The sequence below is a fragment of the Aeromonas enteropelogenes genome, from assembly GCF_020097295.1.
Taxonomy (GTDB): domain Bacteria; phylum Pseudomonadota; class Gammaproteobacteria; order Enterobacterales; family Aeromonadaceae; genus Aeromonas; species Aeromonas enteropelogenes.
The window spans coordinates 3,206,227-3,229,024 of record NZ_CP083625.1 but is presented as its reverse complement, the minus strand read 5'-3'; the positions used below and the strand labels follow the sequence as shown (position 1 = coordinate 3,229,024).

Genomic DNA, 22,798 nt, shown 5'->3' with positions numbered 1-22,798 from the left:
TAATCAGTTCCTTTTTACTTCTATGCCAGAGGCTTATTACAGGGTAAGGGCATCTTCCACCAAGGCTTTCTGCTGCTTGGCGTGGACGGACATGTAACCGACGGCGGGTGAGGCCGAGGCCGGACGACCGGCATAACGCAGACGGGCATGGCTTGGCAGCACGCTGTCGTAGTGATGACGGGTGCAGTACCAGGCGCCCTGGTTCTGCGGCTCTTCCTGACACCAGACAAAATCGGTGACATGGCTGTAGTCGGCCAGGATGGCGCGCACTTCCTCTTCCGGGAAGGGGTAGAGCTGCTCAATGCGCACCAGGGCCACGTCCTGCTGCTCCGCCTTGCGACGGGCATCGAGCAGGTCGTAGTAAACCTTGCCGGAGCAGAACACCACGCGCTTGACCCCTTTCGGATCCAGCGCATCGATCTCGCCGATGGCGTTCTGGAAGGTGCCTTCGGCCAGCTCTTCGAGCTTGCTCACCGCCAGCGGGTGGCGCAGCAGGGATTTGGGCGTCATCACGATGAGCGGACGGCGCATCGGGCGCACCACCTGACGGCGCAGCATATGGAATACCTGCGCCGGGGTAGACGGCACGCACACCTGCATGTTGTGCTGGGCACACATCTGCAGATAGCGCTCGAGACGGGCGGAGGAGTGCTCCGGGCCCTGGCCCTCGTAACCGTGGGGCAGCAGCATGGTCAGACCGCACATCCGCCCCCACTTCTGCTCACCGGAGGAGAGGAACTGGTCGACCACGACCTGGGCACAGTTGGCGAAGTCGCCGAACTGGGCTTCCCAGATGGTGAGACCAGCCGGCTCGGCGCTGGCGTAGCCATATTCAAAGGCCAGTACCGCGTTTTCGGTCAGTACGGAGTCGTAAATCTCGAACGGCCCCTGCTCGTCGTGCAGATTGCACAGCGGGGTATAGGTGCTGGCATCGGTCTGGTTGTGCAGCACGGCGTGACGGTGGAAGAAGGTGCCACGACCGGAGTCTTCACCGGTGAAGCGGATGCGGGAGCCCTTGTCCACCAGGGTGGCGTAGGCCAGGGTCTCGGCAAAGCCCCAGTCAAGCAGCTTCTCGCCGGCGGCCATCAGGCGGCGGTCTTCGTAGATCTTCTCGACCTGGCGCTGCAGCACGTGGGTGGCCGGATACTGGCTCACTCGCTCGCCCAGGGCCTTCAAGTGATCCATCGGCACTGTACTGTCATAGGGCATATTCCAGTCGTGACCGAGGTAGGGCGTCCAGTCGACGGAGTGCAGCTCCATCGGGCGCCACTCCTTGCTCACCCGCTCGCCCCGATCCAGGGTGTCGCGGTAGTCGTTGACCAGGGTGGTAGCCAGCTCCTGGGTGATGCTCCCTTCCGCCACCAGCTGATCGGCGTAGATCTTGCGCGGGGTAGGGTGCTGCTTGATCTTCTGGTACATCAAGGGCTGGGTCGCGCTCGGCTCGTCGGCCTCGTTGTGGCCGTGACGACGGTAGCAGACCAGCTCGATCACCACGTCACGCTTGAAGGTGTTGCGATAATCCAGGGCAATCTGGGTCACCAGCACCACGGCTTCCGGATCGTCCCCGTTGACGTGCAGTACGGGTGCCTGAACGGCCTTGGCGATGTCGGTGCAATATTCGGTGGAGCGCAGGTCGCGGTGATAGGAGGTGGTGAAGCCTACCTGGTTGTTGATGACGATGCGCACTGTCCCGCCCACGCCATAGGCACGGGTCTGGGACATGTTGAAAGTCTCGGCCACTACGCCCTGACCGGCCATGGCGGAGTCACCGTGGATGGTGATGGGCAGCACGGTCGAGCCATCCTTGTCACCACGGCGATCCATACGAGCACGCACGGAGCCGATGACCACGGGGTTGACGATCTCGAGGTGAGACGGGTTGAAGGCAAGCGCCAGGTGGACGTTACCACCCGGAGTGGCGAAGTCGGACGAGAAGCCCATGTGGTACTTCACATCGCCCGTGCCCCAGGATTCACCGTGCTTGCCGGCAAACTCGTCGAACAGCTCCTGGGCACGTTTGCCCAGCACGTTGATGAGTACGTTCAGGCGACCACGGTGGGCCATGCCGATGACGGCCTCTTTGCAGCCCTGCTCACCGGCGCGGCGGATCAATTCTTTGAGCATGGGCACCATGGCATCGCCCCCCTCTAGGGAGAAACGCTTGGCACCGGGGAACTTGGCCCCCAGGTATTTTTCCAGCCCTTCGGCGGCGGTCAGGCTCTCGAGGAAGCGGGTCTTCTCTTCGAGGGTGTAGCTCCCCGTCCCTTCGATGGATTCGAGACGCTGTTGCAGCCAGCGTTTCTCTTCAGTCGAGGTGAGGTGCATGTAGTCGGCACCGATGGAGCCGCAGTAGGTCTTCTTCAGCGAGGCGTAGAGATCGGAGAGCACCATGGTCTCGGGACCGATGGCGTAGGAGCCCACGTTGAAGGTGGCCTCCATGTCTGCGCCCTGCAGGTTGTGGAAGGCCGGATCCAGTTCGGCAACGGGCTCGCGCTGCCACAGACCCAGGGGGTCGAGGTTGGCGTTCTGGTGACCGCGGAAACGGAAGGCGTTGATCAGTTGCAGCACCCGCACCTGCTTCGCATCCACCTGGGGATCGGAGACGGGGGCACTGAAACGGGAAGCGTCCTTGGCCAGACGACGGAAATAATCGCGGACCTGGGAGTGGGGTTGTTCAACCGCATGGCCATTGACTTGCGGCAGGTCCTGGAACAGGCTGCGCCACTCATCGGATACGGATTCGGGGTTTTCCAGGAAGGATTCGTACAAATCCTCAATATAGCTTGCATTCGCACCAGCCAGGTGAGATGACTCCAACCAGGCCTTCATCACGCCGTTATGCATTTCTATCCCTTGTACTTCTTGTTACTGCGCAGCAGCTTGTAGGGTTTAAATAGCCATCCCTTACACGGTCAGGATGGCTATCCAGAAGTCGGGCCAGTGCTTGGCTGGCCCGGATACTAAACAGCCCGATTGAGCAACATCGACTTGATCTGACCGATGGCCTTGGTCGGATTCAAGCCTTTGGGACAGACGTTCACGCAGTTCATGATGCCGTGGCAGCGGAACACGCTGAAGGCGTCGTCCAGATTACCCAGTCGCTCGGTGGTCGCGGTGTCGCGGCTGTCTGCCAGCCAGCGGTAGGCTGCAAGCAACCCGGCCGGACCGATGAACTTGTCGGGGTTCCACCAGAAGGAGGGGCAAGAGGTGGAGCAGCAGGCACAGAGTATGCACTCGTACAGGCCGTCCAGCTTGGCGCGCTCTTCGGGGGATTGCAGGTGCTCACGCACGGGCGGCAACTTGTCATCGTTGATGAGGAAGGGTTTGACCTTCTCCCACTGGGTGTAGAACTGGGTCATGTCGATCACCAGATCACGGATCACCGGCAGGCCGGGCAAGGGGCGGATGACCACCGTATTGCCCTTCTTCAGCAGATCGGAGAGCGGGGTGATGCAGGCAAGACCGTTCTTGCCATTCATGTTGATGCCATCGGATCCACAGACCCCTTCGCGGCAGGAGCGGCGGAAGGCGAGCGTGGGATCCAGCTCCTTGAGCTGGATCAGTGCATCAAGCACCATCATGTCGGAACCTTCAGGAATATCAAGACGATATTCCTTCATATGGGGGACGTTATCAACATCCGGATTGTATCTGTAGACAGAGAAAGTGACGTTCATCTTGTTTGGCTCCGCAATCAGTAAGTCCGCACCTTGGGTGGGAATGCCTCACGGGTTTTCGGAGACATGTTGACAGCGCGACGGGTCATGGACTCGGTGTCCGGATGATAGAGGCTGTGGCACAGCCAGTTCTCATCGTCGCGATCCGGGAAGTCGAAGCGGCAGTGGGCGCCACGGCTCTCGGTACGGAAGTTGGCCGCCACCGCGGTGGCAAACGCCGTCTCCATCAGGTTGTCCAGCTCCAGGCACTCGATGCGCTGGGTGTTGAACTCCCTGGAGGTGTCGTCCAGACGGGCTGACTTGAGGCGCTCGCGGATGACCTTGAGCTCGGCAAGGCCTTCGGCCATCGCCTCCCCTTCGCGGAACACGGAGAAGTTGTTCTGCATGCAGCGCTGCAGGTCTTTGCGGATCTGCACCGGATCTTCGCCGCTGCGGGTATTTTCCCAGCGGTTGAAGCGGGCCAGGGCGGCGTCAAGGTCAGACTCGGACGCCTCGCGACCGTGCTCCATCTCGCCCAGGGTGTTGACCAGGTGCATGCCGGCGGCACGACCGAACACCACCAGATCCAGCAGGGAGTTGCCACCCAGACGGTTGGCGCCGTGCACGGAGACGCAGGCAATTTCGCCCACCGCAAACAGACCGACTACCGGCACGTCGTTGCCGTTCTTGTCCTGGGTCAGGCACTGGCCATTCACGTTGGTCGGCACGCCGCCCATCATATAGTGGCAGGTCGGGATGATGGGGATCGGCTCCTTGACCGGATCCACGTGGGCGAAGGTGCGGGAGAGTTCGCAGATGCCCGGCAGACGGGATTCGAGTACGTCCTTGCCCAGGTGATCCAGCTTGAGCTTGATGTGCGGGCCCCAGGGACCGTCACAGCCACGGCCTTCGCGGATCTCGATCATGATGGAACGGGCAACCACGTCGCGACCGGCCAGATCCTTGGCGTTCGGTGCATAACGCTCCATGAAGCGCTCGCCGTCCTTGTTCAGCAGATAGCCGCCTTCACCACGGCACCCTTCGGTCACCAGTACCCCTGCCCCGGCGATGCCGGTGGGGTGGAACTGCCACATCTCCATGTCCTGCACGCCGACGCCGGCACGCAGGGCCATGCCGACGCCGTCACCGGTATTGATGTGGGCGTTGGTGGTGGACTGGTAGATGCGACCAGCGCCGCCGGTGGCCAGCACGGTGGCCTTGGCCTTGAAGTAGACGACCTCGCCGCTCTCCATGTCGATGGCGGTACAACCCACCACGTGGCCGTCCTGGTTCTTCACCAGATCCAGCGCATACCACTCGGAGAAGACGGTGGTCTTGTTCTTGACGTTTTGCTGGTACAGGGTGTGCAACAGGGCGTGGCCGGTACGGTCGGCAGCCGCCGCGGTACGGGCGGCCTGCTCGCCACCGAAGTTCTTGGACTGACCACCAAACGGACGCTGGTAGACGCGACCGTTGTCGAAGCGGGAGAAGGGCAGACCCATGTTCTCCAGCTCATAGATGGCTTCCGGGCCGGTTTTGCACATGTATTCGATCGCTTCCTGGTCACCGATATAGTCGGAACCCTTGACGGTGTCATACATGTGCCACTGCCAGTTGTCGTCATGGGCATTGCCCAGGGCGACCGTGATCCCGCCCTGGGCGGAAACGGTGTGGGAACGGGTTGGAAAAACCTTGGATAACAGAGCGCAGCTCTTGCCGGATTGGGCAATCTGCAGCGCGGCGCGCATGCCGGCACCACCGGCACCAATCACGACCGCATCAAATTCACGAGTTGGAATAGTCACCTTACACACCCCACAGCACGACGAAACCCGTCATCAGATAGACAAACAGCACCACCACCAGCACGAATTGCAGCGCACCGCGCAGCCCCACTGGCTTGATATAGTCAGTCAGCACCTGCCACAGACCGATCCAGGCATGGATCAGCACACACAGCAGGGTCAACAGGGTGAAAACCTTGGTGAAGGTGTTGGCGAAAAAGCCGGTCCACACCTCGTAGGTAATGTCATTGAAGGCGACAAAGCCCACCAGGTAGAGGACATAACAGGTCATGATGAGGGCGGTGGCGCGGATCAGGATGTAATCGTGAACGCCGCTGCGCCCGAAGGTTGCAGAATTGGTTACCATACCAGTACTCCCGCCAATACTGCCAAAACCGCGGTGATCACGAAGGCCACACGGGCGCTCTGATTACCGGATTCCAGCTCTTCCCAATAGCCCATATCCATGACCAGGTGACGCAGGCCGCCCACTATGTGGTATGCCAGCGCAGTCAGGATCCCCCACAGCACGAGCTTGACCAGGAAGTTGTCCGTGATGGCAACCACTGTTTCAAACCCTTCGGGAGAGGCGAGTGAAGTACCAAGCATCCACAGCAAGATGCCCAGTGCAACAAAGGTGATAACCCCTGATACACGGTGCAGGATGGATGCAATGGCAGTGACAGGAAAGCTGATCGTCTGTAGGTCGAGGTTGACCGGTCTCTGTTTATTTTTCACGCTTGCCCACTCAGCTCCATTGAGCACGTTAGTTATTGTTTTAACTCACTCCTGAGGGCACGGGATGGTGATTGTTGGTTATTTGTTACCAAAACACTCTGAAAAAGCCAAAAATCGTGTTTTCGGTTTCACATCAGGCTTTGCCAAAGCGTTTCAAACACCAGCAGCCATGACCCACGTGGCGCAGTATATCGATGGGCTTAACCGAAGACAATCAAATAGCTACAAAGAAAACCAAAAGCGCAAACCGGATCGCATATTTAATTTAACAATTCCGTAATGGCCATTCAGCTAAATTGACATTGATAGGGAACTCTGTTTCAAATAAGGCGCTCCAGCCGGCCTTGGTACGGGTGACAACCTTTGCCAGCGTCATGAAAGTCGTAATAGAGTAGGACTGGAACCAAATTATAAAGAGCAAAGGAGACGTGCTATGGCTGATAAGATAGCCACCCTACACCTGCCCGGAAAAGATCCGGTCGAATTGCCGATCCTCTCCGGCACAGTCGGTCCGGATGTGATTGATGTCAGAAAATTGGGTGCTCAAGGGTATTTCACCTTTGACCCCGGCTTTATGGCTACCGGTTCTTGCAAATCTGCCATTACCTACATTGACGGGGATCAGGGTGTCTTGCTGCACCGTGGTTTCCCCATTGCCCAGTTGGCCAAAGAGTCCAACTACCTCGAAGTCTGCTACATCCTGCTGTACGGCGAAGCGCCCACCAAGGCCCAGTTCGCCGACTTCCAGCGTACCGTGACCCGCCATACCATGGTGCACGAGCAGATCGCCTTCTTCTTCCGCGGCTTCCGTCGTGACTCCCACCCCATGGCCATCATGTGCGGTGTGGTCGGCGCCCTGTCCTCCTTCTATCACGATGCTCTCGACATCAACAACGAGCAGCACCGCGAGATCTGTGCCTTCCGTCTGCTCTCCAAGATGCCGACCCTGGCCGCCATGTGCTACAAGTACTCCATTGGCCAGCCGTTCATGCAGCCGCGCAATGCCCTCTCCTACGCCGGCAACTTCCTGCACATGATGTTTGGTGTGCCGACCGAGGAGTACAAGGTCAACCCCGTGGTCGAGCGCGCCATGGATCGCATCTTCACCCTGCACGCTGATCACGAGCAGAACGCCTCTACCTCTACCGTTCGTCTGGCTGGTTCCTCCGGTGCCAACCCGTTTGCCTGTATCGCGGCCGGTATCGCCTCCCTGTGGGGTCCGGCCCACGGTGGCGCCAACGAGGCCTGTCTCAAGATGCTCGAAGAGATCGGCTCCGTGGATCGCATCCCCGAGTTCATTGCCAAGGCCAAAGACAAGAACGATCCGTTCCGTCTGATGGGCTTCGGTCACCGGGTCTACAAGAACCACGACCCCCGTGCCACCGTGATGCGCGAGACCTGCCACGAAGTACTGACCGAGCTGCAGATCAAGGATCCGCTGCTGGACGTGGCCATGGAGCTGGAACGCATCGCGCTGTCCGACCCCTACTTCATCGAGAAGAAGCTCTACCCGAACGTGGACTTCTACTCCGGCATCATCATGAAGGCGATCGGCATCCCGATGAGCATGTTCACCGTGATTTTCGCCATCTCCCGTACCATCGGCTGGATTGCCCACTGGAACGAGATGCACTCGGATGATGATCAGAAGATCGGTCGCCCGCGTCAGCTCTATACCGGTCATCCGCAGCGGGAATTCGTCCCCATCGACCAGCGTTAAGGCGCCCGTCGACACGGCTTGTTACAAAGGCGGTCATTGACCGCCTTTTTGTTTGCCGTTCTAATGCCCCTTTCGATTTGAAGGAGTCCGTCATGAAACCCCTGTTCCTCGGTGCCACTGCCGCCCTGTTGCTCTCTGCCTGCCAGAGCGCCCCAGCTCCCTCTCAGGGCGAGACACTCTACGTCAACAGCCAGCTGGTGCACTGTGTCGGGGTCGGCCCGATGAAGTGCATGCAGGTGCGCAGCGACGAGCAACAACCCTGGACCCTCTTCTATCAGCAAATTGAAGGCTTCCAGTTCGAGCCGGGCTATCGCTACCAGCTCACCGTCAGCAAGGAGCGGCTCACCAATGTGCCGGCCGATGCCCCATCCCTGCGCTATCAGCTGATCGAGGTGGTCAGCAAGGTAGCCAGCAAATAAGGATTGCCGGCCACGCTGGCGACCATCCGTGTAAAAAAAACGGGGAGGATATCGCTACCCTCCCCGTTTTTGTCTCCAAAAACCTGTCAGCAAGCCTCATCCGGCCGATACGCCTTGTTTCTCCACATCCGCCTGTTTGATGACAAATCCCCGCTCGATCCCGGCCTTGAAGCCGAGCTTCTCATAGAGCCGGTGAGCGCCTTCGCGCCCCTCCCCCGACAGCAGCATCACCTTGTAGCAATCCTGCTCCCAGGCGATGGCCGTGGCCTGTTCCAGTACCCTCTGGCTCAGGCCACGGCGGCGAAAGCGGGCCGCCGTGATCACATGCTCTATGATGCCAAACGGCCTGGCCCCATTGGTCAGCGTCGGAACCATCCCCAGCTGGCAAGTGGCTGCCAGCTCCCCGTCCACCTCGGCCACGATAAGCCGCACCCGGGGCTCTGCCAATTGCGCCTCCAGGGCCGTGCGCGCCCCTTCGCCACTCAGGGGAGGATCGTGGGGACGCAGCTCCCGATAGAGATCCAGCAAGCCTGCCAGATCGTCCGTGGTACAGCCTCTGATGTTCACCATGCTCCAGCTCCTTTCCGGTAAGCGACAGGCCATGTCAGAGAGCGCCCGTCATGCCCGCGCAAGCGTAACAGGGGAGATCGCCTACAAGGCGCGCCCGGATCAGCGGCTCCTGACTGCCTGCAGCAATACCGACATGTCGGGGGCAAACTGGCGGGAGCGGATCGCGTCACGAATATCGGCCTCACCGTAACGGCTGCCCGGATAGACCAGTACGCAGGCGGTGTCGCCGGGCTGAAGGAAGTGGGTCTCGCCAAACGGCGTATAGCGGGTGGCCCCTATGCTGATGAGCGCATGGGACGGGCGGCCCGCCTGGGCCAGCAACCCCTGGATATGCTCGGCCGGCCCCTCATCCTGCTGATGATTGAACTTGTCGATGGCCCACTCCAGCAACTGGCCGTGGAAATAGCTGTAATCCACCGCCGCGCTGTCGACGCCATAAGCGTGCAGCTCGCCGTCCCGCTCCAGATAGCAGGCGATGCGGTAGTCATCGAGCTCGCAGCCGGCCGCAAAACCGGAAAGGGGCAGCAGCCTGGCCGCCAGCCCTTTGCTTTCTGCTCCCCAGTTCTTCTTCTCGCTGATCTTTTTGGCGTTGGGGCGACGAATGGAGCAGTCGTTGTAGGCCCCAAAGGCACGGGGATGGATCGCTACCACCTGATCTCCGGCGTACTCCAGCTCGCACCAGAGCGCCACTTCGGGCTCGATCTGCACCTTCTCGTCACCGGTGATCGCCGCCTGTGGCAGGAAGATGGCATCGCCGCTCAAGGGGAAGACCCCCAGCTGACCCGGATGGCCCGGCACATAAAAGGGGAACAGCGCCTTGGGCGCGCTGGTGTCGCGCACTACCACGGCCACGAAATCCGAGGCCTCACCAGCCTGCTCCAGGTGACCGGCGAAGTTGCCCGCCACCCCCAATCCGATAAAGTTGTTCTGTGCTGTTATCTGCATTCTTTCACCTGCATATGTCAACGCAGCGTCGCCGTCACACTCGGGTCGGCTACCGCCAAAGTGGCAGGGATTAAACCACAGGGCTCCGCCTGCGCCCAGCCCGCAGGCCCCATCCTGTGCGCCAGCGCGACTTTTTACGCCCGCATCCACTCCTTTGCCAAGAGATGCGCCTGCAGTGGCTCTCCAGCGCGCCATCCCCTTTCATTGACAAAACTCCGGATACTCTCATCGAAACAGGCTCCGTCACCGGAAACAGCGTGTTTCTGCATTCCATTCGCCAACCCCTTGGGCCGGTCGGCCAACTTTGCTAGGCTGCCTGTCATTCATGTTCAAATCGGCAGGACCCCCTTGATGTCACAGGCACATTTTCAGGGCCGCTTTGAAGTCGAGTTCAAATACCGACTGGCAGACAGCGACGCCTTTCGCGCGGCGCTGGCGGCCCTCACCCCGCAGGTGATGGTGGAAGATAACCGGGAGCGGGACAGCTATTTCGATACGCCGGAGCGCACCCTGGCCGCACAGGGCAAGAGCCTGGTGATCCGCACCATGCAGCCCTCCGGCATTCGCCTCTGGATAGTGAAAGGGCCCGAGCCGGATCGCTGCGAGGCAGTCAACATCACCGACACCGACAAGGCCGTCAGCATGTTGCATACCCTGGGCTACCGGCAGGTGTTGAACATTGAAAAACGGCGCAGCATCTATTTTGTCGGCCCCTTCCACGTCACCCTGGATCATCTGGAAAGGCTCGGCGACTTCGCCGAGCTGGCCATCATGACCAATGACGAGACCGCACTGCCCGAATATCGCCAGCAGCTGCAGGCGCTGGCGACACAACTCGGCCTCTCCCCTGCCCAGCTGGAGCACAGCTCCTATCGCACATTGTGCGAGCAAGTCACCACTCAACCGGAGAACACATTGCCATGATCGACAAACTCGCCTGGTTGACCTTCAAGGAGGGTCAGCTGCTTTGCGCCCGCTCCCACGGCAAATCCATCTACTACATCCCGGGCGGCAAGCGCGAACCGGGAGAGAGCGATGAAGCGGCGCTTGTTCGCGAAATTGAAGAGGAGCTGGCCGTCACCCTGCAGCCGGACACATTGCGCTTTGCCTGCGAGTTCAGTGCCCAGGCCGACGGCAAGCCGGCCGGGGTCGAAGTCAGGCTACGCTGCTACACGGGCGAGGCCAGGGGCACCCCCACAGCGTCGGCCGAAATCGCCGAGCTGCGCTGGCTCGACAGCCGCCACCTCGATGAGGTCTCCCCCGTCTCCCGCCTGCTGTTTGCCTGGCTGGCCGAGCAACATTTGATCCGCTGACAGCGTTTTGCCGCGCGCCAACGCCCGAGAATGGGCGACGCGACACAGACCCGGAAAATAGCACCAAGGCATGGCGCCGATGACTGATGCCAAACGGCGCCTGTTATGGATATGACCCGACGCGAGCCTGCAGGCTTGTCCCTTTTGACAAGGACGTGACATGAATATCGTTGAACTGGACAGCACGACAGGATCTGCCCCAGCCCTCATCACTTTGCTGCAAGATTGCGTGGCCAGCGGCGCCTCGGTGGGATTCCTGCCTCCCCTGAGCGAGGCACAGGGACACGCCTATTGGCAAGGGGTTGAGGAGGAGCTGGCGGCAGGCAAGCGCAAGTTGTGGGTTGCCCTCGAGGAAGGCCAGCCGGTCGGCGCCATCCAGCTGGCGCTTTGCGGCAAGGCGAACGGCCGGCACAGGGCCGAGGTGGAAAAGCTGATGGTGCACACCCATGCCCGTGGCAAGGGCATCGGCCGCGCCCTGATGCACACCATGGAACAAGGCGCTCGCGAGGCCAAGCGCAGTCTGCTGGTGCTCGATACCCGGGTCGGGGATGTGGCATCCCGCCTCTATCGCCAGCTGGGCTACCAGGAGGCGGGCCAGATCCCGGACTTTGCCCTCAGTGCCGACGGCAGCCTGGCGGCTACCCTCTTTTTCTACAAGTCACTCTGATCTTCCCTGCCGATATGGCAAATGCCCTTGCCGGTGAAGGGCATTTGCCATTGGGTATCCCCCACTTTATCAGCCTGATGGCGCCAATGGCGCTGTATCTCAATAAGGAGCAAAAAGATGGCTCTCCCTGCAAATATTCAGAAAAGCATGGGGATGTGCAGATCGCCGCTCCGCAATTTGCCCGTCTGTCGTTGTTTACCATTGAAAATTTTTCGCTTTAAATGGCGCTTAAGTAAACCTTTCTGATGAGGGGGGAGCGTTGGCCAAACATAGCGATGACGTGAAGCCGAAAAAAACCACATTGCATGATGTGGCCAAGGTGGCTGGCGTATCGATCGCAACCATCAGTCGGGCACTGAACAACAAACCCGGGATCAGCGCAGAAAACCGCCAGAAGGTACTGGCGGTATGCCGGGAGCTGGGATTGCACCCGCCGAGCAAAAAGGCGCCAACCAATATCCCCTTGATGAGCATTGCACTCTCGCTTGGTCCCCATGAGGCCAAGTCCTCTCGCTATCTGGGAATGCTCTGGCCGGCACTTGCCACTGCCATCGATCACCTCAAATACCGTCTGGTACCAATCAACTTTGAGGGGGAAAACCTTCCCGAAGTGGATGTGGTGGTCTTGCTCGGTATCACCCCTTGTGACCCTCGCATCTCGGCTTGCCGCCGACATCACCAGCCCTATGTCTGCATCGGCATGTCAGAAGGCTCATTTTGGGTGGCCCCCGATGACTTTCATGGCAGTCGCGCCGCCACTTCGCACCTCATAGGCAAAGGTCTTACGCACATTGGCTTTGTCACACCGACAACCTGTGGTGGCGGCTATCAACTCCGATATCAGGGCTACCTCTCCGTGATGGCTGGCCATGAATTGCCGATCCGCGAGTTGTGTACTGGCGCACTCCCTGTCGTGGACATCGCGGCCTATCGCCACTTCATGCAACTGCCAACCACACAATTGGAAGCATATCAGGGGTTTGTCTGTGCCTGCGATGAGACTGCGATCGGCGTGATCACCGCCTTGCAAGATCGCGGGTATGAGGTGCCAAAGCAGTTTGCCGTGGTTGGTTATGATGGTTTACCTGGACTGGCTGACGAACTGACGACCATTGAGCAGGATATGACCAAACTGGCTGAGCGGACGGCGGCACTCATCGATTTGGCCATTGCAGGGGAACCGCCGGTTGGCGCCCTGGTATCCGTCACCTTCAAACAGGGACAAACCAGCTAGTCACTAGGCTGAGCCCAGCGCGTCCCCCGGCTCTGATCTCTGCTGCATCTGAAGCAAGCTGGCTTCACGCCATTCACCTTGCTCATCCACTCCGTTGCAGATACGGATCACTGGAGCAATCCCGTCCTCTTCCTACCGACTTGTTACCGGCTTGCCGCCATATTTCTCTGGATGGCCGAGTGAACTCTCACTCACCAGCAAGACTGCCATGCATAACCTCATCGGCAGGGACGAAAACGGCATGAATCGCATTTTAGAGTGATTGGCGTCGCATATTTTTGCGTAAAAAAACGAAAATAAATTTTATGGGATCCTGACAAGGTAAAAACCATCTCCCTGCTGGCATCGTTGACGTAATAAAAGGAGATTTTTACGTCATGACCTGTTTCTCGACTATGTTTCTCAATTTTTCAACTCGGGGAGGCGATGAGAATGAACAAGTCAACGTTGGGGTTGCTGTTACTATCATGCTGGACCGCCTTGCCAATATCGGCAAATACCACTGAGGTGACCATTGCCGGATGGGGTGGTAACGATGTCGTGGTTGTCAACAAATTAGTCAGTGAAGTCATGGTCGATGAACTCAAACGCGCAGGTATCACGGTCAAATATCTGCCTATTGAAGGCGACTTCTCCCAGTATATTATCAACTCACTATCGGCCAATACAGCACCGGATGCATTTTATATTGATACGGTATTTGCCACGCCACTGATCAATTCTGGCAAGGTCGCTGCAATCGGCCCCTCACTAAAAATACTGTCCGAGTCTATTATTCCAAACTTGAACCAGGCCTTCAGCGCAGGGAAACTGTACGGTATCGCCAAAGACTTCAACACCCTTGCCTTGCTATACAACAAAGATGTCTTTGATGATGCCAAAGTAGCCTATCCCACGGATGACGATAATTGGGATCAGTTACGTGAAAAATTACTTGCCGTCCAGGCAGCACTAGGAACAGAAGTATCAGGCATCTGTATTATTCCTGATTACAACCGCTTCGCCCCTTTTGCCTTGGCAACAGGTTGGAAACCTTTCAATGAAAAAGGCAAAACCATTCTGGATGCCAATTTCGAACGGGCCTTTACGTTTTATACTGGTTTGGTAACCAAAGATAAGGTTGGTATTTTATCAACCGACCTGGGGCAAATCTGGAGCGGTGGCTGTTTCGCTACTGAAAAAACGGCCATTACCTTTGAAGGCAACTGGATCAGTGGTTATCTCCGTGACAATGCGAACAACCTCCTCTATGGCACCACCCTGATGCCAAAAGACCCGGTCTCAGGTCAGCGCGGCAATCTGCTCTTTAGCGTCGCCTGGGGGCTCAATGCCAACAGCAAAAACATGGCGGCAACTGAAAAAGCGGTGCAAATCCTGACCAGTAAAAAGGCCCAGGAGTGGGTCCTGGATTCAGGTCTGGCCCTACCAAGCCGTCAAGGTCTGGCCAACTCGCCTTATTTCTCCAAAACCGACCCATCCAATCAACTCGCCAAAAAAATCTTTGATGGTGCCAGTCGCGGTCATATAGAGCCTTACGCCTTCGATGAGTATGGTTTGGCGTGGTCAACACCCATCAATGAAGCGCTGACGGCCGTGCTGTTAGGTCCGATGGAGCCAGCGCAGGCGATTAAAATCGCCCAACAAAAATACGATGCGATGGCTGAAAAAAGGAGCATGAAGTGAATTCGCTCAAACGGAATCAACAGATCTATGGATGGCTTCTGATAGGGCCTTTCTTGCTGACACTGGTCATTTTCTTTTTATACGCGCTCATTCGCACCCTCTATTTCAGCTTCACCGAATATGACTTGTTCAATGAAGCAGTCTTGGTTGGACTTGCCAACTTCAAAAATCTATTGAGTGATAATCTATTTTTAACCGCGCTATCAAATACAATCTGGTTTTCATTATTTGTTACTGTTGTACAAACAGTGCTTGCATTGTCTCTTGCCATTTTGGTGAACAACAAGGTTCATGGACAAAGCTTTTTCAAGGTCGCCTTCTATTTACCCTGCGTATTATCAAGCGCGGCTGTCACTATTATTTTCATCTGGATATATCAAAAGAAAGGTTTTCTCAACGGACTTATCAGTGACATCTTCAGCTATGCCCCATACATAGTGACCTTCCTCCTCTGTGCGTTCATTATTCAGTTGATGCTGGTAATGCGTGATCGCAGACGTGGCTTACCCGCCGGTATATGTGAACCTGCGTGGGCTTTTTTAGCCTGCCTCATTGCGGCTATGGTTACATTAACCCTCGCTGGCTTTGGCCTCATTAGTGAAACAAAACAGATTATTGAAATAAACTGGCTGAACACTCATGAAAAAATCGGACCAATGCCGCTGACCTTGTGGGCGATTGTCATCCAAAATATCTACACGACTATCCCCACTTTCATGTTGCTATTTCTTGCCGGGCTGCAAGGCATTCCTGACGAATTATATGAAGCAGCCTATATCGATGGTGCCAATAAATTTCAACAGCATTGGTACATCACGATTCCACAAATAGCACCTGTGACTTTCGTGGTCATCACCTTCAGTATCATCGGTACCTTGCAGATGTTTGATCAAGTAGCACTGATGGGTACCTCTGCCCCCATTGCCCCCCTCGAATCGCGGATCACCATGGCCTATTACGTCTATCACAATACCTTCCCGCCGGGGGAGACACCGCAAATCGGCATGGCCAGCGCTGCCGCCACGGTATTGGCGCTGCTGACACTGGTCGTGGTCTATTTGCAAAAGACCTTCGGTGTAAAGGAGAAGGTAAATGCCTGATTGGGATATGGCACAAAACAACGACAGAATCGATGCCGCCAACAGGGCGCAGATTGCCCAATTTCATGCCCGACGTCGTTGGGCCAAGGTCGCTTGGGTCTATGGGATCCTGTTGATGGTCGCGACCTTGATGTTGGGAACCTTCGTGGTGGCCTTCCTCGCCAGCCTCAAAGATGATTCGCTGGAGCAGCCATTTCACTTCAACTTTGCCCAAGTCCAGCCCGCTAACTGGGTGGCCGCTTATCAATTGGGAAGAGATGGGGCCCAGGCACCCTTCTTTGGTGGCTTTGCTCCTGGCGCCGACATCAAGTTCACCGTGACCTATGCCGCCAAAATCGGGACACCGTTAACGGAACCTCAAATCGAAGTACCACGCCGCCGCCCTGGCGCCGGCATGGCTGCCGTGACAGCCAAAGATTTTGCCGCCGACTATGCCATCGTCAGTTCGCCACAACTGATAGACACCCAACGCCGAGTCAAATTTATCCAGCGCCGCGGCCAAATAGAGACCAGTACAGAGGGCAATAGCAAGACTTGGGCGTTCACTATCAAATATCGGGGTCATGGTCCCGAGATAGCTACCCTCCCCCTGAATATCAGAGCCCCAGTTTCTCAGGTGTTGATCGACAGCACCCTGGCTCCGAGCCGCATGGAACGTCGCGGGCGGATCGCGGTCTGGGATAATGTGGCTCCCGGCGTGATTGGCTATGTATTTCGCTCTTATGTGCGGGTCATCACTGAATCTGTGAGCCTTGACACCGGCAAGAGTCTGTTTATGAGCTGGACCCTCAACTCATTCCTGATTGCGTTCGGGAAAGTGCTGTTGACCCTGTTTTTTGCCTGCACTGCGGGTTATGCCCTGGCACGTCTCAAATTCACCGGGGCGCGCGCCATATTCGCCTTCATGTTATTAAGCACCATGCTCCCTGGGCAGGTTACCTTCATTTCCAACTACTTGATTTACAACAATATAGGCTTGCTCAACACCCCATGGGCTGTCATCACGGCAGTGGTGGCATCTGTGCAGGTGCTGATAATGAAACAGTTTTTTGAAAGTATTCCAAAAGAGCTTGAAGAGGCCGCAATTATTGATGGTGCGAGTCCCTTTATTATCTTGTGGAAAATTTTTATCCCGCTCGCAAAACCAGCCATATTGGCCGTCACCATTTTAGGATTCCAAGGGGCATGGAATGATTTTTTCTGGCCCCTGGTCGTGATTAACAGTCCGCCAGAAGCCTTTACCCTTCCCGTTGGTTTGCTCAGCCTGCGCAACTCCTATGGTGCAGTGGGTGATTGGGAATCCATTCTTGCGGGAGCATTTCTCTCAACTATTCCCATATTGGTCGTGTTTATCATTTTTCAGCGTCACTTCGTCGGCAACGCAATGTCTTCCGCAGTAAAAGGTTAGGATGAGGGTTCTCCATCATGTTCATGCGCTACGATGCCGGGCAAGCAGAACTGAAAAATTGGGTTATTGAAGAGACACAGTTCAAGCCCGCTTATCAGGGGAAATGCGAAGTGGTCATGAGCCAGGGTAATGGCTATATGAGCGCACGCAGTGCCACAGAAGAAAAGTATGTCGGCCAGACGCGCAATTTCTTTGTTGCAGGCACCTTCAACAAATTTGACCAAGCAGAAGTTACCGAACTGCCAAATGCCGCCGATATGAGTGCCATCGAAATATTTATCGATGGTGAGCGATTTCATCTTGAACAAGGCAAGGTTGCTAATTACTCCCGACGCCTCAATATGAAAAATGGTGAACTCATTCGTGACTTTACCTGGACCAGCCCGGGCAAAAAGCGCTTTCACCTGTGTTTTCGTCGCTTTATCTCCATGGCGGATCTGCATCTGATGGCATTCTCCGTACACATTGAGGCCATCGATAGCGACGCCGAGGTGGAAATCCATTCAGGGATTGATGCCCAGCTCACCAACTCGGGGGCACAACACTTCCATGAAGGCGAAAAGCGCTTCCATGACAAACGCTATGTCGAACTGCTGCAACGCACCACCGAAAGCGGCATCGACTTTGTGTTTGTCACTACTCATCGCTATGAACTCAACGGTCATGAGGTTGAGCTGACTCCAACACTCGTCATGGCACGCCGCAAGGTGTGGACCGGCATCAGATGCGAGTTAAAGGCGGGTGACACCTTTGGCCTCGACAAGCTGGGGGTTGTGCACACCTCCCGTGACAAGGAGTTCGATACGCCAGGTTATAAGCTGCAAGCCCTGCGCGATCACACCTTGGCCCACCTCAAAACGTGCGCGAAACAGCGCTTCGATGTCCTGCTCGCGGCCAGTGCGAACGAATGGGCAAAACGCTGGAACAACATGGATATCACCATTATCGGACCTGATGTTGACCAACTGTCGATACGCTTTGCCCTGTATCAGCTAAACATCTTCTGCCCGATGCATGACACCCGTTTCAGCATAGGGGCCAAGGGGCTCTCTGGTGAGGGGTACAAGGGGCACACTTTCTGGGATACAGAAGTGTTTATGCTGCCATTTTTCACCTACACCATGCCCGACGTTGCCCGTGGTCTACTGACGTATCGCTACCGAACACTGCCTGAGGGGCGTAAAAAAGCCCGCGCCAATGGCTATCTGGGCGTGCAGTTCCCGTGGGAATCAGCCCTGACGGGTGAGGAGGTCACTCCTATATGGGGGGCGGTAGACATAATAACGGGTCAATCCACCAAAATATGGTCTGGATTTATTGAACAACATATCACCTGTGATATCGCCAATGCCGTATGGCAATATTACCAGCTCTCCGGCGATCAGCTATTCATGGATGAGATGGGTTATGAAATTATATTCGATACAGCTACTTTCTGGTGCAGCCGCCTCGACTGGCTAGAAGATCGCAATATGTGGGGCATCTGTAACGTCATCGGGCCGGATGAGTACAAAGAGCATGTTGATAATAATGCATTTACCAATTATATGGCGGCAGAGAATATCCGATTGGCAATCCGCTGCTACGATACACTGTCAATGGATAACCCAGTGCTGCTGGCCAAGCTCAATGCCAATCTGACTCTCGACCCTACTCTTTGGCGAAAACGAGTCGATAATATCTATCTTCCCCAACCACGAATGGAAGACAAGGTCATTGCGCAAGATGATACCTACCTGCAAAAAGCGATCATCGATCTGACCAAATACAAGCAACAGCCATTTGTCGGAGGCCTTTTTCAGGACTATAACCTGGATCAAGTGAACCAGATCCAAGTTTCCAAGCAGGCCGACATCATGATGCTGTTTTTCCTGCAGGGATCCATGTTTGACCTGGAAACCAAATTGGCCAACTGGAATTATTATGAACCAAAGACCCTGCATGACTCTTCCCTGAGCCTCTCAACCCATTGCGTACTGGCTGCCGACATGGGTCACACAGAATACGCCTACCAACTGTTTCGCCAGGCGGCTACCATTGATCTTGGCCAAAACATGAAAAGTTCCGATCACGGTATTCATGCTGCTTCCATGGGGGGAACCTGGCAATGCGTAGTACTCGGTTTTGGCGGAGTCCGTTTGCTGGATGACAAGTTGTGCATCAAACCAAATTTACCCAGAGAGTGGCAACAAATTAACTTCCCGCTGTTTTATAAAGGTCAACGTTTGGAAATAAGCGTGGATCATGAAACTGTCTCTATTCACCGCCAACCCGGCAAGTCCCTCTCCATTGAAATAGCCGGTCAAGACCGCACTATTGACAGCACTGAGGTAATATTCCATGTGTAAGGCATTTATTTTTGATCTGGATGGCGTCATCACCGATACGGCTGAATTGCACTTTCAAGCTTGGTTGCGTATGGCAAATGAAGAGGGTTATTACTTCGATCGCAAGATCAATGAGCAACTGCGGGGCGTTTCTCGCCGAACATCGCTATCCATTATTCTGGCTGGTACCAAACTCTCTGAAATACAGACAACCGTTTTGATGGCTCGCAAGAATAAATATTACCTGGAGCAGTTGGAAAGTCTTTCTGAAAAAGACATTTTACCAGGTATTCGTTCGTTATTGCTGGAACTAAACGCACGAGGAATTAAAGTCGCAGTGGCTTCCGCGAGCAAGAATGCGCGCTACGTTCTATATCAGTTGGGCCTCATTCCGCTATTCGATGCTATTTGTGACGGTTGGTCTGTAGTTCGCAGCAAACCAGAGCCAGACATTTTTATTTATGCGGCTGGACAATTGAGAGTCAATACCTGTGATTGCATTGTTATGGAAGATGCCGAGGCTGGTATTCATGCAGCCAGAGCTGCCGGTATGCAGGTTGTGGGGATAGGTCCGAGTGCGCGAGTTGGCCAAGCCGACTGGCATTTTAATGACACAGCAACATTTGACCTTACCACTGTGCTCGAAAACGCGGAGCCAAATATGATGCCGGGATAATTCAACCGTTCATGCAGTCGATAACCATAAGGATAAAGATATGGCCAAGCTGGAACTAAGCAATATCAATAAGATTTATCCTGACGGCACCCATGTCATCAAGGATGCAAATCTGACTATCGAAGAGGGTCAATTCACTGTATTTGTTGGTCCTTCTGGCTGTGGCAAATCAACCATGCTACGCATGATTGCCGGGCTGGATGAGATAAGTTCCGGACATATGAGCCTTGATGGAGCAACAATCAATGATCTGTCACCCACTGCTCGTGGCATTGGCATGGTTTTCCAATCCTATGCGCTCTACCCTCATATGACAGTTTATGAAAATATTGCCTTTGGTCTAAGAATGGCAAAGAGCAGCCGTGAGCAGATTCAAACCCGAGTCAAGCGTGTTGCCGATATGCTGGAGCTCAGCAGTTTGCTCAAACAGCGGCCCAGCCAATTATCGGGTGGACAACGTCAACGAGTTGCCATTGGTCGGGCAATTGCCCGGGACCCCAGACTCTTTTTATTAGATGAGCCTTTGTCCAATCTTGATGCATCACTGCGAGTACGGATGCGGCGACAGTTGTCCGAATATCATAAAAAACTCAATTCAACCATTATTTATGTTACCCACGACCAAGTCGAGGCGATGACACTGGCAGATAGAATAGTGGTACTGAATGAAGGAGTGATTGAGCAAGTCGGCTCACCATTGGATATTTACTATTTCCCACAGACATTATTTGTGGCTGGGTTTATTGGCTCACCAAAAATGAATTTATTGCCAGCAACTCTCAAAGCGACCCGACCCGGTAAAACTAGCGTTGTGGTAGGTAATCATTCATTCGACGTTGATGTAGACCTTGGATTATCCACTGCTACTACAGGGGCCATGATGACATTGGGAATTCGCCCGGAGGATGTTCATATTGATGATCACGGGGTGACTACCATGATTGAAGGTATAGAGCGACTGGGAACAGAGTCACTGATTTATACCCGCTTGGAAAGGAGTGATCATAAACTGCTGATCCGTGTGCCTGGTACCGTTCAACATTCAGTCAATCAGAACCTGAAAGTTCAAATCTCTGCAGCAAAATGTCATTTATTCAATAATAAAGGTATCGCATTTAAAAGATGCCTGAGCATGACACAGCCGATCACGCCGGGGGCGAGTATGAGTTGATTCTTGGTTATTCAGTTATCCTCCAGATTAAATAATCTGGCATAACCTATTATTACAGGCCACGTTGTTTTTACCACAACTTGCATATTGACACACGAATGAAATTAATACTTAAAAAACGTCGTTCAGGCTAGTTTGATACTCAGGAGCAAATCGATGAATTATTTCGCTTATGCTATTTTTGGCATTACTGTCTTACTATTTTATAACCAAGCGATAGCGGGTACTGATAAAACTATACGAGATAACAAATTAAAAGCTCAAATAGAAGCGCTCAAACGTGAATACTCCATTGCCGAGTTAATGTCTGCCTTGGGAGAAAAACCAGAATCCGATTCCAGCTTCCACGGTTCGCTTGGCTCCAACGTTGAGGTGGAACATATAGAGCGAGAGGATGGCGTTACCGAAGGAAAAGTCAAAATAACGTTAGCCCAAGGTAATTTCCGTCATGATGATCTGCCTGGTTGGGATGTAGGATTTTATTCTGGCCGAGAAGAGCTATATAGTGGTCCCCTAACGCATGCAGATTATAACCGTGGTGTTAATTCTATTAATGAAATTTACGCCAATCGTGCTTATAACACAGATGATGGCTATTATGGCTGGGGAGTGAAATTAGCACAAGAGAGTCTGGACAAACGAACAATGCCAGAGGTTAAAATTTTCGGTGGTTATAACATTAGTGATAATATTACTTTTAATGGTTATGGGCTTTATCAAATTCAGTATAAGCGAAATACCGGTGACTTTTCTTACTGGGAAATTGAACCAGGCCTTGCCTATAAACTATCAGAGCGCAGTGGCATATGGCTTAATTTTCGCTATCAAGAGGGATTATGGTCACCAAAGGCTGGTGACCAGGAACAGGAAAATGAAACAGAGTGGTTTATTAAACCAGGTGTATTTTATAACTGGGGGGAATTGAGCGCTTCATTATGGGGAGAGTTTGGTGAATTTAAAAAGGACAATAATACAAACGGTAATAAAATATGGCGTGAAAAATATGCCAAGTATGGTTTATCAACCAATCTAAAGTTAAATAGAAATTGGAGCTTATTTGGTGAATTTAGCTACAAGAATATCTCTTTTGATAATTATGGTGACAACCGGCGTTTCGGTGGTTATATCCCGTTGTTGATCATGGGTGTCAATTACAACTTCTAAATTCAAGCTGGCAGCCGCACAAATTGACTGATTGATCCAAATGACGAGTTTCCCCAGCTTCTCGCCTGATGAGTATCGCTACCCACTACGCGCCAAAAAGCTGCTTGCCCCATCAGGGGGATGCACTGTCTTGAGAAGGCGGCATGCCTGTCCAGTTAAGTGACTTGATTATCCGAGCCCAGGTCACTGCGCTCACACAGGCCTCACCGCCATCCCAACACTC

Annotated in this window: 22 protein-coding genes; 15 read left to right on the top strand and 7 right to left on the bottom strand. The window is 54.6% G+C overall.

Annotation, left to right across the window (positions count from 1 at the left end; translation table 11 throughout):
* Nucleotides 1–36 precede the first annotated feature (36 nt).
* The 5 genes from sucA to sdhC all read right to left on the bottom strand — a co-directional run bounded on the left by sucA (nt 37) and on the right by sdhC (nt 6,178).
* Nucleotides 37–2,844 (bottom strand): 2-oxoglutarate dehydrogenase E1 component, encoded by a 2,808-nt coding sequence (gene sucA, locus LA321_RS15070; protein WP_042028891.1) that lies wholly within the window; start codon nt 2,842–2,844, stop codon nt 37–39.
* 116 nt (nt 2,845–2,960) lie between these two features.
* Nucleotides 2,961–3,677, bottom strand: coding sequence for a succinate dehydrogenase iron-sulfur subunit (locus LA321_RS15065; protein WP_026456531.1), 717 nt, complete (start codon nt 3,675–3,677; stop codon nt 2,961–2,963).
* Nucleotides 3,678–3,694: 17 nt separating this feature from the next.
* A complete protein-coding gene (gene sdhA, locus LA321_RS15060) occupies nt 3,695–5,461 on the bottom strand; it encodes a succinate dehydrogenase flavoprotein subunit (RefSeq protein WP_026456530.1) in 1,767 nt (588 codons plus the stop codon).
* A 1-nt stretch (nt 5,462) separates the two neighbouring features.
* Entirely contained in the window at nt 5,463–5,807 is a 345-nt protein-coding gene (gene sdhD, locus LA321_RS15055) for a succinate dehydrogenase, hydrophobic membrane anchor protein (protein WP_026456529.1), read from the bottom strand.
* A complete protein-coding gene (gene sdhC / locus LA321_RS15050; protein WP_026456528.1) occupies nt 5,801–6,178 on the bottom strand; it encodes a succinate dehydrogenase cytochrome b556 subunit in 378 nt (125 codons plus the stop codon). The genes sdhD and sdhC overlap by 7 nt, the downstream gene beginning before the upstream one ends.
* A 64-nt stretch (nt 6,179–6,242) precedes the next feature.
* Here sdhC and LA321_RS15045 point away from each other — a divergent pair, with 64 nt between their 5' ends.
* From LA321_RS15045 to LA321_RS15035, 3 genes are all read left to right on the top strand, one after another.
* Entirely contained in the window at nt 6,243–6,458 is a 216-nt protein-coding gene (locus LA321_RS15045; protein WP_124240398.1) for a hypothetical protein, read from the top strand.
* 153 nt (nt 6,459–6,611) lie between these two features.
* On the top strand, nt 6,612–7,898 hold the full coding sequence (locus LA321_RS15040) for a citrate synthase (RefSeq protein ID WP_042028895.1): 1,287 nt from the start codon (nt 6,612–6,614) through the stop codon (nt 7,896–7,898).
* 92 nt (nt 7,899–7,990) lie between these two features.
* Nucleotides 7,991–8,317, top strand: a complete 327-nt coding sequence (locus tag LA321_RS15035; protein WP_042028897.1) for a DUF4377 domain-containing protein — start codon at nt 7,991–7,993, stop codon at nt 8,315–8,317.
* Nucleotides 8,318–8,413: 96 nt separating this feature from the next.
* Here LA321_RS15035 and LA321_RS15030 read toward each other — a convergent pair whose 3' ends face one another.
* Both LA321_RS15030 and LA321_RS15025 read right to left on the bottom strand, forming a co-directional pair.
* The gene (locus tag LA321_RS15030; RefSeq protein WP_042071529.1) at nt 8,414–8,887 is read right to left on the bottom strand and encodes a GNAT family N-acetyltransferase; all 474 of its coding nucleotides are present in this window, start codon (nt 8,885–8,887) and stop codon (nt 8,414–8,416) included.
* Between the two features lie 99 nt (nt 8,888–8,986).
* Nucleotides 8,987–9,832, bottom strand: a complete 846-nt coding sequence (locus LA321_RS15025; RefSeq protein ID WP_042071532.1) for a DUF5718 family protein — start codon at nt 9,830–9,832, stop codon at nt 8,987–8,989.
* A gap of 351 nt (nt 9,833–10,183) precedes the next feature.
* Between LA321_RS15025 and cyaB the strand changes: the two genes are divergently transcribed.
* The 12 genes from cyaB to LA321_RS14965 all read left to right on the top strand — a co-directional run bounded on the left by cyaB (nt 10,184) and on the right by LA321_RS14965 (nt 22,575).
* The gene (gene cyaB, locus LA321_RS15020; protein ID WP_042071535.1) at nt 10,184–10,756 is read left to right on the top strand and encodes a class IV adenylate cyclase; all 573 of its coding nucleotides are present in this window, start codon (nt 10,184–10,186) and stop codon (nt 10,754–10,756) included.
* Nucleotides 10,753–11,145, top strand: a complete 393-nt coding sequence (locus LA321_RS15015; protein ID WP_042071537.1) for an NUDIX hydrolase — start codon at nt 10,753–10,755, stop codon at nt 11,143–11,145. Before cyaB ends, LA321_RS15015 begins: the two co-directional genes overlap by 4 nt.
* Nucleotides 11,146–11,305: 160 nt before the next feature.
* Nucleotides 11,306–11,812 (top strand): GNAT family N-acetyltransferase, encoded by a 507-nt coding sequence (locus tag LA321_RS15010; protein ID WP_042071539.1) that lies wholly within the window; start codon nt 11,306–11,308, stop codon nt 11,810–11,812.
* A 14-nt stretch (nt 11,813–11,826) separates the two neighbouring features.
* Entirely contained in the window at nt 11,827–12,033 is a 207-nt protein-coding gene (locus tag LA321_RS15005; protein ID WP_156141047.1) for a hypothetical protein, read from the top strand.
* Between the two features lie 38 nt (nt 12,034–12,071).
* The gene (locus LA321_RS15000) at nt 12,072–13,046 is read left to right on the top strand and encodes a LacI family DNA-binding transcriptional regulator (RefSeq protein ID WP_026458561.1); all 975 of its coding nucleotides are present in this window, start codon (nt 12,072–12,074) and stop codon (nt 13,044–13,046) included.
* Between the two features lie 432 nt (nt 13,047–13,478).
* Nucleotides 13,479–14,729, top strand: coding sequence for an extracellular solute-binding protein (locus LA321_RS14995; RefSeq protein ID WP_042071542.1), 1,251 nt, complete (start codon nt 13,479–13,481; stop codon nt 14,727–14,729).
* Nucleotides 14,726–15,829, top strand: coding sequence for a carbohydrate ABC transporter permease (locus LA321_RS14990; protein ID WP_026457641.1), 1,104 nt, complete (start codon nt 14,726–14,728; stop codon nt 15,827–15,829). Before LA321_RS14995 ends, LA321_RS14990 begins: the two co-directional genes overlap by 4 nt.
* Nucleotides 15,822–17,237, top strand: a complete 1,416-nt coding sequence (locus LA321_RS14985; protein WP_042071544.1) for a carbohydrate ABC transporter permease — start codon at nt 15,822–15,824, stop codon at nt 17,235–17,237. The genes LA321_RS14990 and LA321_RS14985 overlap by 8 nt, the downstream gene beginning before the upstream one ends.
* A gap of 17 nt (nt 17,238–17,254) precedes the next feature.
* Nucleotides 17,255–19,585, top strand: a complete 2,331-nt coding sequence (locus tag LA321_RS14980) for a glycoside hydrolase family 65 protein (protein WP_042071545.1) — start codon at nt 17,255–17,257, stop codon at nt 19,583–19,585.
* Nucleotides 19,578–20,240: a beta-phosphoglucomutase gene (pgmB, locus tag LA321_RS14975; protein WP_042071547.1), complete on the top strand. Its 663-nt coding sequence runs from the start codon at nt 19,578–19,580 to the stop codon at nt 20,238–20,240. Before LA321_RS14980 ends, pgmB begins: the two co-directional genes overlap by 8 nt.
* Nucleotides 20,241–20,280: 40 nt before the next feature.
* The gene (locus tag LA321_RS14970; RefSeq protein ID WP_042071549.1) at nt 20,281–21,411 is read left to right on the top strand and encodes an ABC transporter ATP-binding protein; all 1,131 of its coding nucleotides are present in this window, start codon (nt 20,281–20,283) and stop codon (nt 21,409–21,411) included.
* Nucleotides 21,412–21,567: 156 nt separating this feature from the next.
* The gene (locus LA321_RS14965; protein WP_042071551.1) at nt 21,568–22,575 is read left to right on the top strand and encodes an OmpG porin family protein; all 1,008 of its coding nucleotides are present in this window, start codon (nt 21,568–21,570) and stop codon (nt 22,573–22,575) included.
* Nucleotides 22,576–22,798 lie beyond the last annotated feature (223 nt).

What these genes read in the sequence shown, in the direction of transcription:
- sucA (WP_042028891.1), bottom strand. Translation starts at nt 2,844, where the DNA reads ATGCATAACGGCGTGATGAAGGCCTGGTTGGAGTCATCTCACCTGGCT.
- LA321_RS15065 (WP_026456531.1), bottom strand. Translation starts at nt 3,677, where the DNA reads ATGAACGTCACTTTCTCTGTCTACAGATACAATCCGGATGTTGATAAC.
- sdhD (WP_026456529.1), bottom strand. Translation starts at nt 5,807, where the DNA reads ATGGTAACCAATTCTGCAACCTTCGGGCGCAGCGGCGTTCACGATTAC.
- LA321_RS15045 (WP_124240398.1), top strand. Translation starts at nt 6,243, where the DNA reads ATGGTGATTGTTGGTTATTTGTTACCAAAACACTCTGAAAAAGCCAAA.
- LA321_RS15040 (WP_042028895.1), top strand. Translation starts at nt 6,612, where the DNA reads ATGGCTGATAAGATAGCCACCCTACACCTGCCCGGAAAAGATCCGGTC.
- LA321_RS15035 (WP_042028897.1), top strand. Translation starts at nt 7,991, where the DNA reads ATGAAACCCCTGTTCCTCGGTGCCACTGCCGCCCTGTTGCTCTCTGCC.
- LA321_RS15030 (WP_042071529.1), bottom strand. Translation starts at nt 8,887, where the DNA reads ATGGTGAACATCAGAGGCTGTACCACGGACGATCTGGCAGGCTTGCTG.
- LA321_RS15025 (WP_042071532.1), bottom strand. Translation starts at nt 9,832, where the DNA reads ATGCAGATAACAGCACAGAACAACTTTATCGGATTGGGGGTGGCGGGC.
- cyaB (WP_042071535.1), top strand. Translation starts at nt 10,184, where the DNA reads ATGTCACAGGCACATTTTCAGGGCCGCTTTGAAGTCGAGTTCAAATAC.
- LA321_RS15015 (WP_042071537.1), top strand. Translation starts at nt 10,753, where the DNA reads ATGATCGACAAACTCGCCTGGTTGACCTTCAAGGAGGGTCAGCTGCTT.
- LA321_RS15010 (WP_042071539.1), top strand. Translation starts at nt 11,306, where the DNA reads ATGAATATCGTTGAACTGGACAGCACGACAGGATCTGCCCCAGCCCTC.
- LA321_RS15005 (WP_156141047.1), top strand. Translation starts at nt 11,827, where the DNA reads ATGGCAAATGCCCTTGCCGGTGAAGGGCATTTGCCATTGGGTATCCCC.
- LA321_RS14995 (WP_042071542.1), top strand. Translation starts at nt 13,479, where the DNA reads ATGAACAAGTCAACGTTGGGGTTGCTGTTACTATCATGCTGGACCGCC.
- LA321_RS14985 (WP_042071544.1), top strand. Translation starts at nt 15,822, where the DNA reads ATGCCTGATTGGGATATGGCACAAAACAACGACAGAATCGATGCCGCC.
- LA321_RS14980 (WP_042071545.1), top strand. Translation starts at nt 17,255, where the DNA reads ATGTTCATGCGCTACGATGCCGGGCAAGCAGAACTGAAAAATTGGGTT.
- pgmB (WP_042071547.1), top strand. Translation starts at nt 19,578, where the DNA reads ATGTGTAAGGCATTTATTTTTGATCTGGATGGCGTCATCACCGATACG.
- LA321_RS14970 (WP_042071549.1), top strand. Translation starts at nt 20,281, where the DNA reads ATGGCCAAGCTGGAACTAAGCAATATCAATAAGATTTATCCTGACGGC.
- LA321_RS14965 (WP_042071551.1), top strand. Translation starts at nt 21,568, where the DNA reads ATGAATTATTTCGCTTATGCTATTTTTGGCATTACTGTCTTACTATTT.